The sequence below is a fragment of the Streptomyces sp. NPDC014891 genome (genome assembly GCF_043081085.1).
Lineage (GTDB): Bacteria > Actinomycetota > Actinomycetes > Streptomycetales > Streptomycetaceae > Streptomyces.
In genome coordinates this window covers 200,305-213,705 of record NZ_JBIBWF010000010.1, presented here as the reverse complement: position 1 = coordinate 213,705, position 13,401 = coordinate 200,305, and the positions used below count along the sequence as shown (strand labels likewise).

Genomic DNA, 13,401 nt, shown 5'->3' with positions numbered 1-13,401 from the left:
CCGCCGGGTCGGCGGCGAGGCTCGGCGACGGCGCGCGAGACCCCTGGGGAGGGCCCCGGAGCTGCCGGGGCCTGTCGCGGGGACAGACGGGAGCTTGCCCACCCCCTAGCGGCGCCGCATGTCCGCGACCCGCGCGGTGCGCTCCAGCGTCTCGGCGGCCATCCCTCCGCCCGGCCCCCGGAACTGGCCCGCCGCCATGCGGCCGCGCTGCACCGGGAGCGGCATGTCACGGCGGGGCCGGGCGCCCGGGGGGACCTGGTCACCGCCCGCGGGGCCGCCCGCGGCGCCCGTGCCGGCGACGGCGATCTGCACGCCCTGGTCGGCGAGGGCCTGGAGCTCGGTGGCGGCCCGGTCGTCGTGGGCGGGCGGCTCGTCGGTCACCAGGCGGGTGATGACGTCCGTGGGCACCGTCTGGAACATGGTGTCGGAGCCGAGCTTGGTGTGGTCGGCGAGGACCACGACCTCGGCCGCCGCCTGGACCAGCGCCCGGTCCACGCTCGCGGAGAGCATGTTGGACGTGGACAGGCCGCGCTCGGCCGTGAGCCCGCTCCCGGAGAGGAAGGCGCGCGAGACCCGGAGCCCCTGGAGGGACTGCTCGGCACCACTGCCCACCAGGGCGTAGTTGGAGCCGCGCAGGGTGCCGCCGGTCATGACGACCTCGACCCGGTTGGCGTGCGCGAGGGCCTGGGCGACCAGGAGCGAGTTGGTGACCACGGTCAGGCCGGGCACGCGGGCGAGCCGGCGGGCCAGCTCCTGCGTGGTCGTCCCGGCGCCGACGACGATCGCCTCGCCTTCTTCGACGAGGCTCGCGGCGACGTCGGCGATGGCCGTCTTCTCCGCGGTCGCGAGATGGGATTTCTGCGGGAAGCCGGATTCTCGCGTGAATCCGCCCGGCAACACCGCACCGCCGTGGCGGCGGTCGAGGAGTCCTTCTGCCTCAAGGGCCCGTACGTCTCTCCGTACGGTCACCTCAGAGGTCTGGACGACGCGGGCGAGCTCGCGGAGCGACACGGCCCCATTGGCTCGCACCATTTCGAGGATCAACTGGCGACGTTCTGCAGCGAACACGAAACTGACAGTAACGTGACCGGCCGATACTTTTCAGCACTATGCGCCGAATTGCAGAAGATGCACACAGACGGGGCCTCCAAGTGGTATGAGAGGCCCCGCCGTTGACCCGTCGCGGGCCCGGACTATGCACCGCCTTGACGGGGGTTGTCCGAGTGGGAGAACCGTTCCCGCAGGCGGGGGCCGCCTGCCGGGCGACCGCCCGGAGGCGGGTCAGACCTCGCCCGCGGCCTTCCGGGTGTGCAACTGCCGTGCCACTTCCGCGATCGAACCCGACAGGGAGGGGTACACCGTGAAAGCATTTGCGATCTGTTCGACGGTCAGATTGTTGTCGACCGCGATCGAGATCGGATGGATCAGTTCGCTCGCCTTCGGGGCGACGACGCAGCCGCCGACCACGATGCCGGTGCCGGGGCGGCAGAAGATCTTGACGAAGCCGTCCCGGATGCCCTGCATCTTCGCGCGCGGGTTGCGCAGCAGCGGCAGCTTGACCACCTTGGCGTCGATCTTGCCCGCGTCCACGTCGGCCTGCGTGTAGCCGACGGTGGCGATCTCCGGGTCGGTGAAGACGTTCGACGAGACCGTCTTCAGGTTGAGCGGGGCCACCGCGTCGCCGAGGAAGTGGTACATGGCGATGCGGCCCTGCATCGCGGCCACCGAGGCGAGCGCGAAGACACCGGTCACGTCGCCCGCCGCGTACACGCCGGGCGCGGACGTGCGGGAGACCCTGTCGGTCCAGATGTGACCGGAGTCCTTCAGTCGGACACCCGCCTCCTCCAGACCCATTCCGGCCGAGTTCGGGATCGCGCCGACCGCCATCAGGCAGTGCGTGCCGGAGATGACCCGGCCGTCCGCCAGCGTGACCTCGACCCGGTCGCCGACCCGCTTGGCGGACTCGGCGCGGGAGCGGGCCATGACGTTCATGCCACGGCGGCGGAACACGTCCTCCAGGACGGCGGCGGCGTCCGGGTCCTCGCCGGGCAGCACCCGGTCGCGCGAGGAGACCAGGGTGACCCGGGAGCCGAGGGCCTGGTAGGCGCCGGCGAACTCGGCACCCGTCACACCGGAGCCGACCACGATGAGCTCCTCCGGGAGCCCCTTGAGGTCGTACACCTGCGTCCAGTTCAGGATGCGCTCACCGTCCGGCTTGGCGTCCGGCACCTCGCGCGGGTGGCCGCCGGTCGCGATCAGCACGGCGTCCGCGGTCAGCGTCTCCTCGGTGCCGTCGGCGGCCGTGACGACCACCTGGCGGGAGCCGTCCATCGCCTGCCGTCCGGAGAGCCGGCCGCGACCGCGCAGCACCCGGGCGCCGGCCCGGGTGACGGAGGCGGTGATGTCGTGCGACTGGGCCAGGGCCAGCCGCTTCACGCGTCGGTTGACCTTGCCGAGGTCCACGCCCACGACCCGGGCGGCCTGCTCCACGTGCGGGGTGTCGTCCGCGACGATGATGCCGAGCTCCTCGTACGAGGAGTCGAAGGTGGTCATCACCTCGGCGGTGGCGATCAGGGTCTTGGAGGGGACGCAGTCGGTCAGGACGGACGCGCCGCCGAGGCCGTCGCAGTCGACGACGGTCACCTCCGCGCCGAGTTGGGCGCCCACCAGGGCCGCCTCGTATCCGCCGGGTCCGCCGCCGATGATCACGATCCGGGTCACTGGGATCTACGCCTCGCGCTCTCGTTCTGCCGGGGGGTCCCCCCGCTGGGATGCAGTGCGTACGCCATTGTCCCGCACGCTTCAAGTGCGTACCCCATTCTCCCGCACGCCCGGCGCGGCCTCACGCCGGGGCCTCCGTAGGGGTGGACGCCCCCGCGGACCTGCCCCGCGGCCGTCACCTCGGCGTTCTCCGGTCACCCCGCCCCCTCCCGTACCCTCGGTCCCATGTCGCTCTACGCCGCTTTCGCCGGCAACCTCGACGCGCGGCTCATGAGCCGCCGCGCACCGCATTCCCCGCTGCGCGGCACCGGCTGGCTCACCGGCTGGCGGCTCACCTTCGGCGGCGAGCAGATGGGCTGGGACGGCGCGCTGGCCACCATCGTCGAGGCCCCGCGCTCCCAGGTCTTCGTGGCGCTGTACGACATCGCGCCGATGGACGAGGAGTCCATGGACCGCTGGGAGGGCGTCGGGCTCGACATCTACCGCCGGATGCGGGTCCGGGTGCACACCCTGGACGGCGAGGAGCCGGCCTGGGTCTACGTCCTGAACGCCTACGAGGGCGGGCTGCCGTCGGCCCGGTACCTGGGCGAGGTGGCCGACGCGGCCGAGTCGGCGGGCGCTCCGCACGACTACGTGATGGAGTTGCGCAAGCGTCCCTGCTGACGCCGGCGCGAAGCCGGCCGGGGGTGTGGGAACCGCCGAGGCAGGGAGGTGACTCTTCCGCTGCGTCGTTCGTCGGAAACGACAAGACAACGATCGCATGTCCGTCGGCATCGTCATCTACGCGCGTAGGCAATCTCCGGCTACGCTTCTGCGCGTATCAAATCCGTCCGGGGCCCGCCTCGGACCCCCCTCCCCGAGGCGAGAGAGTCAGTGAACGCAACTGCCACCCCGTACGAGGCCGCCGAGGCCGCTGCCGCACGTCTTCGCGAGCTGACCGGAGTCGAGAACCACGACGTCGCCCTGGTCATGGGCTCGGGCTGGGCGCCCGCCGTCGACGCCCTCGGCGCGCCCGAGGCCGAGTTCCCGGTGACCGACCTGCCCGGCTTCCCGCCGCCCGCCGTCGAGGGCCACGGCGGCAAGGTCCGCTCGTACAAGATCGGCGCCAAGCGCGCGCTCGTCTTCCTCGGCCGGACCCACTTCTACGAGGGCCGCGGCGTCGCCTCCGTCGCCCACGGCGTCCGCACCGCGGTCGCCGCCGGCTGCAAGACGGTCATCCTGACCAACGGCTGCGGCGGCCTGCGCGAGGGCATGCGCCCCGGCCAGCCGGTCCTCATCAGCGACCACCTCAACCTGACGGCCGCCTCCCCGATCGTCGGCGCGAACTTCGTGGACCTCACCGACCTGTACTCGCCGCGGCTGCGCGCGCTGTGCAAGGAGGTCGACGAGACGCTCGAAGAGGGCGTCTACGTGCAGTTCCCCGGCCCGCACTACGAGACCCCGGCCGAGATCAACATGGTCCGCGTGCTCGGCGGCGACCTCGTCGGCATGTCCACCGTCCTGGAGGCCATCGCGGCCCGCGAGGCGGGCGCCGAGGTCCTCGGCATCTCCCTGGTCACCAACCTGGCGGCGGGGCTCTCGGGCGAGCCGCTGAACCACGAAGAGGTCCTTCAGGCGGGTCGCGACTCGGCCGCGCGGATGGGCGAGCTGCTGACGCGGGTCCTCGACCGGATCTGAGTCGTCTCCGCGTCCCTGGCACCGTTCGGCCCCCGCGGGCCGAACGGGCTCGGGGGCGCCGCGGCGGCCCCGACCACGGGGGCCGACGCCGCCGGAACCTCTCCGGCCACCGGGATCGGTCACGGCCGGACCGCCCTCCGACCGCCGGACCGCCCTCCGACCACCGGGGGCCGGTCCAGGCCGGACCGCTGCGCGGGGCTTCTTCCCCGCCCCTTCCCGAACCGGGGGCTCCGCCCCGGACCCCGCGCCTCAGACGCCGACCGGGCTGGACAGCCCGTCAGACGTCTGAGGACACGCCCGACGGGCGTACGGGGGTCCGGGGGCCTGCCCCCGGTTTCGGGAAGGGGCGGGGCGGGGGAAGGCTCCGCGCAGCGGCACCCCCGCCCCACCGCCCCCCCCGCACCCCCGCACCGCACCGCCCGCCCTCCGAAAGGCACACCGTGACGCAGGACGACCTCCTCGCCCAGGCCCAGGCATGGCTCGCCGAGGACCCCGACCCGGAGACCCGGGAGGAGCTGGCCGCGCTCCTCGACCGCGGCGCGACCGACGAGCTCGCCGCCCGATTCGCCGGCACCCTCCAGTTCGGCACCGCCGGCCTCCGCGGCGAGCTGGGCGCCGGACCCATGCGGATGAACCGCTCCGTCGTCATCCGCGCCGCCGCCGGCCTCGCCGCCTACCTCAAGGCGAAGGGGCAGGAAGGCGGTCTCGTGGTCATCGGCTACGACGCCCGCTACAAGTCCGCCGACTTCGCGCGCGACACCGCCGCCGTGATGACCGGCGCCGGCCTGCGCGCCGCGCTCCTCCCCCGCCCGCTGCCGACGCCCGTCCTCGCGTACGCCATAAGGCACCTGGGCGCCGTCGCCGGCGTCGAGGTGACCGCGAGCCACAACCCGCCGCGCGACAACGGCTACAAGGTCTACCTGGGCGACGGCTCGCAGATCGTGCCGCCCGCCGACGCGGAGATCGCCGCCGAGATCGCCGCCGTCCGCTCGCTGCACGACGTGCCCCGCCCGGAGAGCGGCTGGGAGACCCTCGGCGACGAGGTCCTGAACGCCTACCTGGAGCGCACGGACGCCGTCCTGACCTCCGGCTCCCCCCGCACCGCGCGGACCGTCTACACGGCCATGCACGGCGTCGGCAAGGACGTCCTGACGGCCGCCTTCGCCCGGGCCGGCTTCCCGCCGCCCGCGCTGGTCGCCGCCCAGGCCGAGCCCGACCCGGCGTTCCCGACGGTCGCCTTCCCGAACCCGGAGGAGCCGGGCGCCATGGACCTCGCCTTCGAGGCCGCCCGCGCCGTGGACCCCGACCTGGTCATCGCCAACGACCCGGACGCCGACCGCTGCGCCGTGGCCGTGCCCGACGCGACGGTCGTGGGCGGCTGGCGCATGCTCCGCGGCGACGAGGTGGGCGCGCTGCTCGCCGCGCACCTGGTGCAGAAGGGCGCCACGGGCGTGTTCGCCGAGTCGATCGTGTCCTCCTCGCTCCTCGGCCGGATCGCCGAGGCCGCGGGCGTCGGCTACGAGGAGACGCTGACCGGCTTCAAGTGGATCGCCCGCGTCGAGGGCCTGCGGTACGGCTACGAGGAGGCGCTCGGCTACTGCGTCGACCCGGAGGGCGTCCGCGACAAGGACGGCATCACGGCGGCGCTGCTCGTGACCGAGCTGGCCTCGGTGCTCAAGGAGCAGGGCCGGACGCTGACCGACCTGCTCGACGACCTGGCGGTCGCCCACGGCCTGCACGCCACGGACCAGCTGTCGGTGCGGGTCGAGGACCTCGGCATCATCGCGAACGCCATGGCGGCGCTGCGCGAGCGGCCGCCGGTCTCGCTCGCCGGGCTGACCGTGGTGTCGGCGGAGGACCTGACGAAGGGCACGGAGTCGCTGCCCCCGACGGACGGCCTGCGCTACCACCTGGAGGGCGAGTACAAGGCCCGGGTCATCGTCCGCCCGAGCGGCACGGAGCCCAAGCTCAAGTGCTACCTGGAGGTCGTGGTGCCGGTCGCCGCGGCGGACGACCTCGCCCCGGCGCGGGCCACGGCCCACGAGGTGCTGGTGGCGATCAAGCGGGACCTGTCGGCCGCGGCCGGACTCTGATCCGGTCCGCCCGACGCGACGGCCGAGGGGCCGGTACGGAACTCCGTACCGGCCCCTCGGCCGTCCCGACCGGCGCGGGCGTCAGCCCGTCGCGAGGAGGATCACCAGGAGCAGCAGACCGGCCGCCGCGGGGCCCGCGATCTCGTACGCCCAGCGCACCCGGACCTCGCCCTGCGCGCCCGGGGCGCCGGCCCGGCGCTCGGCCAGCTCGCGGAGGTCGGCGACGGTCTGGTCGGTGGGCGCGGTGCGCGCCGCGCTGTCCCGCACGTCGGCGGTGACCGAGGTACGGCCGTGGGGGTCGTCCTGGGAGGCGCGGGAGGCCCGGCGGGCCGCCTTCTTACGCTGGCGCAGCGAGACGGGGACGGCCCACAGCTGGTACTTGGCGCCGTCCTGGGTGAAGACCTCGCTGGAGTAGCCGGCACGGACGTCGGCGACCGTCGACCAGGGCAGCGTGATCGACCGGAAGGGGTTGCGGATCCGGAGCCTGTCCTCGCCCGCGTACACGGCGGGCCGGATCGTGAAGGCCACGATCAGCGGCACGGCGAGGAGGAGTCCCGCGAGGGCGATCCACGGCGAGCGGCCCTCGCCGCGGAACAGCACGTCGCCGGCGAACACGAGGGCGAGCGCCACCAGGAACACCCCGCTCGCGATCCCGAGGGGCGACCGGAAGACGCGCTCGGCGGACTCGGGCCCGGCGGACTCCCGCCCGGCGGGCTTCTGCCCGGCGGCCTTCCGCGGCGCGGGCTTCTTCCCGGCGGACGGCTGGTCGGGTGTCGACTCGAGGCTCGGCTCGTGGCTGGGCTCGGGGGTCGGCTCGGGGGTCGTCATGGGGCCGATTGTGCCTCAGGGGGCCGATGGGGGCTCAGGCGCCCCGCGTGGCCACGAGATCGGCGTAGAGAATGATGTTGTCGGGGCGGTGGCCGTCGACGAGTTCGCCGCCGCAGGTGATGAGGCGCAGTTCGGGGCGGTCGGTGTCGCCGTAGACCTTGAGGGTCGGGAAGGCGTCCTTGTCGACCTGCTCCAGCTCCCTGACCCGGAAGACCGCGGTGGTGCCGTCGGCCCGGTCCACGGTGATCTCGTCGCCGATCCCGGCCTCGGAGACGTTCCGGAGGACGGCGGGGCCGCGGGCGGTGTCGAAGTGGCCGATGAGGACGGCGGGGCCGGTCTGCCCGGGCGTGACGCCCTTGTCGTACCAGCCGATCCGTTCGGCGTCCGCGACCGGGGGCACCTCGACGGTGCCGTCGGCGGCGAGCCCCAGCTCCAGGACGGGTCCGGTGGGTCCGGTGTCGACCCCGGCGGCGGGGACCCGGACGCGGACGGGCAGGGAGCGGGCGAGCGGTCGTACGGGGGCGCGGCTCGCGGTCGGCGCGGGAGCCGCGGTGGCCTCGGCGATCCGCGCGGGCGGGGTGGCGGGCTGCCGTCCCGGCCCGGCGGAGCAGCCGGTGAGCGCGGCGAGCACGGCGAGGGCGACACAGAGGAGGACGGGGGCGGGGCGGGCGGCGCGGCGGGGGTTCACGGGCGGGCTCCGGACGGACGGCGGGACGGCTGCGGGCGGGGCGGGGCGGGGGCGGTGCGGGGACGGGGACGGGGACGGGGACGGGATCCGGCCGGGGGGGGCGGGGGGGGGGGGCCCCCCCCCCCCGGGGGGGGGGGGGGCCCCCCCCGGGGCCGGGCGGGGGGGGGGGGGGGGGGGGGGGGGGGGGGGGGGGGGGGGGGGGGGGGGGGGGGGGGGGGGGGGGGGGGGGCCCCCGGGCCGGGGGTGGGGTGTCGCTCCCGCTCGGGTCGAGGGGCCGGGAGTCGGGTGGTGCGGGGTGGGGTGTCGCTCCCGCTCGGGTCGAGGGGCCGGGAGTCGGGTGGTGCGGTGAGGTAGCGGTGGTGCGGGTGGGGCATCGGTGACGCCCGGTACGCGGGGAGGTCAGCCGCGGGCGGCGGACCGGCGGCGCAGGACCACGAAGCCCAGACCGGCGGCGGCGAGCGAGGCACCGGCCCCGGCCGCGAGGAGGGCGGTGCCGTCGTTCCCGGTGCCGAGCTCGGCACCGGCGGCGACCGCACCCCGGGGGATGACGGAGGTCTGGCCGGTGTTGGTGGTGATCCCGGTGCCGCTGGAGCCCGTGGTGCCGTTGGTGCCGGCGGAGCCCGTGGTGCCGGTGGAGTCGTCGGCCGGGGTCGTCTCAGACGTGCAGCCCTTGGGCAGCTTCGGGAAGGCGTGGGTGGCGCCCTTGGCGCCCGCGCCGCCCTCGACCTGGGTGAAGAGCGACGGCGTGGCGCTCGCGGGGGCGATGATCCGGCCGACGATGCCGACGCTCTTCGGCAGCGAGGGGTGCGCCCGGTCGACCATCGCGAAGACCCGGTCCTCGCCGTTGTCGTCGACGGTGCTGAACTCGGCCAGCGGGCCCTGCCGGGTCATGAACAGCTCGGCCTTGGTGCCCGCGCCGATGTCGACGGTCCGGCTGACCGTGCACGCGCCGAGGACGACGGCGGAACCGCCGGTGGACGGCGTGGTCTGCGAGCCGCCCGCGGCGACCCGCTGCGGGGCGCCCTGCTTCGCCGAGCCGGGGACGTACGCGGCGAACTGCCCGTCCTGCTCCAGGACGACGACGGCACGGCCGAAGGTCCAGACGGAGCGGACGCCGGTGACGTACGTGTAGCCGCGGCCCTTGCCGTTCTCGACGAGCTGGAGGCCGAAGCGGCCGTCCTTCCTGCCGAGCTGGAGGACGGTCCCGTCGGCGAGGCGGTAGGTGCCGGTCTCGGGGCCGGCGATGTTGCCGAGCCAGTTGTGGGTGGTGCCGTCCGGGTTCAGGACGAAGAACTCTCCGTTGTCCTGGCCGGCGACGGAGCGGGTGACGGCCGCCAGGACGCCGACCGGGTGGCCCTCGCGGAACAGCTCGGCGCGGTGGTTCTGCGCGTCGACCTTGTAGATCCTGGCGACCGTGCCGGTCTTCAGGGTCTCCGTGCGCACGAGCGTGCCCCGCGCGGAGGTCCCGGCGGAGGTCCCGGCCCCCGGGGTCTTCGCGGCGCCCGCGCCCTGCGCGCCGCTCCCGCCGCCGACGCCCTCGCCCTTCCCCTTGCCCTCGCCCTCGCCCTTGGGGGTCTTCGCGCCGTCGGCCGCGTCCGGGGTGCCCGTCCCGGCCTCGGCCGGGACCTCGTCGGACGGCTTGACGTCGGCGGACCGCACGCTCGACGAGGAGGCCGGTCCGGCCGCCGGGGCGGCGGCCGGACCGCCGGCGGCGAAGGCGGTGCCCGCCGCCGCGGCGGGGACGAGGGCCGCGCCCGCGACGAGAGCGGTGGCGATGGCGGTGCGAAGGGCGGTGCGCATAACGACTCCTGGAGATCAGGCAGGTGGACGAGTGAGTCGCATGCCGCTTTTTCTCAGTCCGTTCGGGGAGTTCGGCGAGGTCTGGCCGGCTGCTGAAGAAGAATCTAATGATCTTGTATTCAGGACTCGTCCGCTCCGTGTCACGGGCCCGTGACAGGGGCCGCCGGGCCCGTCCGCCGCGCGTCACCACGCCGACCGCCCGCTGTGACCTCGGGCTCTGCGGAGCCGCTCCCCTGTACAGGTCGCTACGCGCGTAGATATGCTCGACTGGTGACCATGCCCACCACTGCATCTGCAGCATCCGCATTCGCCGACGTGACCGCGTCCGACGGTGCGCTGCGCCGCTTCCTCCACGGGCTGCCCGGCGTCGACGCCGTCGGCCTGGAGGCGCGCGCCGCGTCCCTCGGCACCCGCTCGATCAAGACCACGTCCAAGGCGTACGCCATCGACCTGGCCATCTCCATGATCGACCTGACGACGCTCGAAGGCGCGGACACCCCGGGCAAGGTCCGGGCGCTCGCCGCCAAGGCCGTCCGGCCCGATCCGACCGACCGCTCGACCCCGACGACCGCCGCCGTCTGCGTCTACCCGGACATGGTGGCCACCGCCAAGGCCGCCCTCGCGGGCTCCGGCGTCAAGGTCGCCTCGGTCGCCACCGCCTTCCCGGCCGGCCGCGCCGCGCTCCCCGTGAAGCTGGCCGACACGGCGGACGCCATCGCCGCGGGCGCCGACGAGATCGACATGGTCATCGACCGCGGCGCCTTCCTCGCCGGCCGCTACCTGGAGGTCTTCGAGCAGATCGCCGCGATCAAGGCGGAGTGCGGCGACCGCGCCCGCCTCAAGGTGATCTTCGAGACCGGCGAGCTGTCCACGTACGACAACATCCGCCGCGCCTCCTGGCTCGGCATGATGGCCGGCGCGGACTTCATCAAGACCTCGACCGGCAAGGTCGCGGTCAACGCCACCCCGGCCAACACCCTGCTCATGCTGGAGGCCGTGCGCGACTTCCGCGCCCAGACCGGCGTGCAGATCGGCGTGAAGCCGGCCGGCGGCATCCGGAACACCAAGGAAGCGATCAAGTTCCTGGTCCTGGTCAACGAGACCGTGGGTGAGGACTGGCTGGACAACCACTGGTTCCGCTTCGGCGCCTCCAGCCTGCTCAACGACCTGCTGATGCAGCGCCAGAAGCTGGCGACCGGCCGTTACTCCGGCCCCGATTACGTGACGGTGGACTGATCAACATGGCATCTGCATTCGAGTACGCACCGGCGCCCGAGTCCCGGTCCGTCGTCGACATCGCCCCCAGCTACGGCCTGTTCATCGACGGCGAGTTCGTCGAGGCGGCCGACGGCAAGGTCTTCAAGACCGTCTCCCCCGCCACCGAGGAGGTCCTCTCCGAGATCGCCCAGGCGGGCGCGGAGGACGTCGACCGCGCGGTGAAGGCGGCCCGCAAGGCCTTCGAGAAGTGGTCGGCGCTGCCCGGCTCCGAGCGCGCCAAGTACCTCTTCCGCATCGCCCGGATCATCCAGGAGCGCAGCCGCGAGCTGGCCGTCCTGGAGACCCTGGACAACGGCAAGCCGATCAAGGAGACACGCGACGCGGACCTCCCGCTGGTCGCCGCCCACTTCTTCTACTACGCGGGCTGGGCCGACAAGCTCGACCACGCGGGCTACGGGGCGAACCCGAAGCCGCTGGGCGTGGCCGGCCAGGTCATCCCGTGGAACTTCCCGCTGCTCATGCTGGCGTGGAAGATCGCCCCGGCGCTCGCGACCGGCAACACGGTCGTCCTCAAGCCGGCCGAGACGACCCCGCTGACCGCCCTGTTCTTCGCGGACATCTGCCGCCAGGCGGGGCTGCCCAGGGGCGTCGTCAACATCCTCCCCGGCTACGGGGACACGGGCGCCGCGCTGGTCGGGCACCCGGACGTGAACAAGGTGGCCTTCACCGGTTCGACCGCGGTCGGCAAGGCCATCGCCCGGTCCGTCGCCGGCACCGACAAGAAGGTCACGCTGGAGCTGGGCGGCAAGGGCGCGAACATCGTCTTCGACGACGCCCCGATCGACCAGGCCGTCGAGGGCATCGTCAACGGCATCTTCTTCAACCAGGGCCAGGTCTGCTGCGCGGGCTCGCGCCTCCTCGTCCAGGAGTCGATCCAGGACGAGCTGCTCGACAGCCTCAAGCGCCGTCTGAGCACCCTCCGCCTCGGCGACCCGCTGGACAAGAACACCGACATCGGCGCCATCAACTCCTCGGAGCAGCTGGCGCGGATCACCTCGCTGGTGGAGCAGGGCGAGGCGGAGGGCGCCGAGCGCTGGACCGCCGCCTGCGACATCCCGGAGGCCGGCTTCTGGTTCGCCCCGACGCTCTTCACGAACGTCACGCAGGCGCACACGGTCGCCCGCAACGAGATCTTCGGCCCGGTCCTGTCCGTGCTGACCTTCCGTACGCCCGACGAGGCCGTCGCGAAGGCCAACAACAGCCAGTACGGCCTGTCGGCGGGCATCTGGTCGGAGAAGGGCTCCCGCATCCTCGCGGTCGCCAACAAGCTCCGCGCCGGTGTCGTCTGGGCCAACACGTTCAACAAGTTCGACCCGACCTCGCCGTTCGGCGGTTACAAGGAGTCGGGCTTCGGCCGCGAGGGCGGCCGTCACGGTCTGGAGGCCTACCTCGATGTCTGATCGCAGTGTCGACAAGGGCGGCTCCGCCACCGGGCGCCTGAGCGTCTTCAAGACCTACAAGCTGTACGTCGGGGGCAAGTTCCCCCGCTCCGAGAGCGGCCGGGTGTACGAGGTGAGCGACTCCAAGGGCAACTGGCTGGCGAACGCGCCGCTCTCCTCCCGCAAGGACGCCCGTGACGCGGTCGTCGCCGCGCGCAAGGCGTTCGGCGGCTGGGCGGGCGCGACCGCGTACAACCGCGGCCAGATCCTCTACCGCGTCGCCGAGATGCTGGAGGGCCGCCGGGACCAGTTCGTCCGCGAGGTAGCGGACGCGGAGGGCCTGTCGAAGTCGAAGGCCGCCGCGGTCGTCGACGCGGCGATCGACCGCTGGGTCTGGTACGCGGGCTGGACGGACAAGATCGCCCAGGTCGTGGGCGGCGCGAACCCCGTCGCCGGCCCGTACTTCAACCTCTCGACGCCCGAGCCGACCGGTGTCGTCACGGTCGTGGCGCCGCAGGACTCGTCCTTCCTGGGCCTGGTCTCGGTGATCGCCCCGGTGATCGCCACGGGCAACACGGCGGTCGTGATCGCCTCGGAGAAGGCACCGCTGCCCGCCCTCTCCCTGGGCGAGGTGCTCGCCACCTCCGACCTGCCGGGCGGCGTGGTCAACATCCTCTCCGGCAAGGCCGCGGAGATGGGCCCGCACCTGGCGGCCCACCAGGACGTCAACGCGATCGACCTGACGGGCGCGACCGGGGGCGACCTCGCGCGCGACCTGGAGATCGCGGCGGCGGACAACCTCAAGCGCGTCCTGCGCCCGCGGACCGAGGACTTCACGGAGTCCCCGGGCACGGACCGCATGACGGCGTTCCTGGAGACGAAGACGGTCTGGCACCCGACGGGTTCGCTGGGCGCGAGCGGCTCCTCGTACTAGGCG

General features: G+C 73.7%; 11 protein-coding genes. 6 read left to right on the top strand and 5 right to left on the bottom strand.

Going from position 1 to position 13,401, the window contains the following annotated elements:
- Positions 1 to 105 precede the first annotated feature (105 nt).
- Positions 106 to 1,032 (bottom strand): DeoR/GlpR family DNA-binding transcription regulator, encoded by a 927-nt coding sequence (locus ACF09E_RS27530; RefSeq protein ID WP_383591490.1) that lies wholly within the window; start codon positions 1,030 to 1,032, stop codon positions 106 to 108.
- A 249-nt stretch (positions 1,033 to 1,281) separates the two neighbouring features.
- Positions 1,282 to 2,721, bottom strand: a complete 1,440-nt coding sequence (locus ACF09E_RS27525; RefSeq protein ID WP_392207893.1) for an NAD(P)H-quinone dehydrogenase — start codon at positions 2,719 to 2,721, stop codon at positions 1,282 to 1,284.
- Between the two features lie 225 nt (positions 2,722 to 2,946).
- Between ACF09E_RS27525 and ACF09E_RS27520 the strand changes: the two genes are divergently transcribed.
- The 3 genes from ACF09E_RS27520 (at position 2,947) to ACF09E_RS27510 (ending at position 6,491) form a co-directional block, all read left to right on the top strand.
- Entirely contained in the window at positions 2,947 to 3,384 is a 438-nt protein-coding gene (locus ACF09E_RS27520) for a gamma-glutamylcyclotransferase (protein ID WP_361858657.1), read from the top strand.
- A 210-nt stretch (positions 3,385 to 3,594) separates the two neighbouring features.
- Complete coding sequence (locus ACF09E_RS27515) at positions 3,595 to 4,398, top strand: purine-nucleoside phosphorylase (RefSeq protein ID WP_073809616.1); 804 nt, start codon at positions 3,595 to 3,597, stop codon at positions 4,396 to 4,398.
- Positions 4,399 to 4,838: 440 nt separating this feature from the next.
- Positions 4,839 to 6,491, top strand: coding sequence for a phospho-sugar mutase (locus tag ACF09E_RS27510; protein ID WP_392207892.1), 1,653 nt, complete (start codon positions 4,839 to 4,841; stop codon positions 6,489 to 6,491).
- Positions 6,492 to 6,572: 81 nt separating this feature from the next.
- Here the strand turns inward: ACF09E_RS27510 and ACF09E_RS27505 are convergent, their stop codons facing one another.
- From ACF09E_RS27505 to ACF09E_RS27495, 3 genes are all read right to left on the bottom strand, one after another.
- Positions 6,573 to 7,319, bottom strand: a complete 747-nt coding sequence (locus ACF09E_RS27505; protein ID WP_392207890.1) for a PH domain-containing protein — start codon at positions 7,317 to 7,319, stop codon at positions 6,573 to 6,575.
- 34 nt (positions 7,320 to 7,353) lie between these two features.
- Positions 7,354 to 8,007 carry a class F sortase gene (locus ACF09E_RS27500; RefSeq protein ID WP_392207888.1) on the bottom strand — a complete coding sequence of 218 codons (654 nt, stop codon included), beginning with the start codon at positions 8,005 to 8,007 and terminating at the stop codon, positions 7,354 to 7,356.
- Positions 8,008 to 8,406: 399 nt separating this feature from the next.
- Positions 8,407 to 9,807, bottom strand: a complete 1,401-nt coding sequence (locus ACF09E_RS27495; protein WP_392207886.1) for a hypothetical protein — start codon at positions 9,805 to 9,807, stop codon at positions 8,407 to 8,409.
- 276 nt (positions 9,808 to 10,083) lie between these two features.
- Between ACF09E_RS27495 and deoC the strand changes: the two genes are divergently transcribed.
- From deoC to ACF09E_RS27480, 3 genes are read left to right on the top strand one after another with little or no spacing between them, the layout of a single operon-like run.
- A complete protein-coding gene (deoC, locus tag ACF09E_RS27490) occupies positions 10,084 to 11,043 on the top strand; it encodes a deoxyribose-phosphate aldolase (protein ID WP_361849397.1) in 960 nt (319 codons plus the stop codon).
- A gap of 5 nt (positions 11,044 to 11,048) precedes the next feature.
- Entirely contained in the window at positions 11,049 to 12,485 is a 1,437-nt protein-coding gene (locus tag ACF09E_RS27485; protein WP_392207884.1) for an aldehyde dehydrogenase family protein, read from the top strand.
- Positions 12,478 to 13,398, top strand: coding sequence for an aldehyde dehydrogenase family protein (locus ACF09E_RS27480; protein WP_392207882.1), 921 nt, complete (start codon positions 12,478 to 12,480; stop codon positions 13,396 to 13,398). Before ACF09E_RS27485 ends, ACF09E_RS27480 begins: the two co-directional genes overlap by 8 nt.
- Positions 13,399 to 13,401 lie beyond the last annotated feature (3 nt).

Coding starts and splice junctions, on each gene's coding strand:
- ACF09E_RS27530 (WP_383591490.1), bottom strand. CDS start 1,032: ATGGTGCGAGCCAATGGGGCCGTGTCGCTCCGCGAGCTCGCCCGCGTC.
- ACF09E_RS27520 (WP_361858657.1), top strand. CDS start 2,947: ATGTCGCTCTACGCCGCTTTCGCCGGCAACCTCGACGCGCGGCTCATG.
- ACF09E_RS27505 (WP_392207890.1), bottom strand. CDS start 7,319: ATGACGACCCCCGAGCCGACCCCCGAGCCCAGCCACGAGCCGAGCCTC.
- ACF09E_RS27495 (WP_392207886.1), bottom strand. CDS start 9,807: ATGCGCACCGCCCTTCGCACCGCCATCGCCACCGCTCTCGTCGCGGGC.
- ACF09E_RS27480 (WP_392207882.1), top strand. CDS start 12,478: ATGTCTGATCGCAGTGTCGACAAGGGCGGCTCCGCCACCGGGCGCCTG.
- deoC (WP_361849397.1), top strand. CDS start 10,084: ATGCCCACCACTGCATCTGCAGCATCCGCATTCGCCGACGTGACCGCG.
- ACF09E_RS27485 (WP_392207884.1), top strand. CDS start 11,049: ATGGCATCTGCATTCGAGTACGCACCGGCGCCCGAGTCCCGGTCCGTC.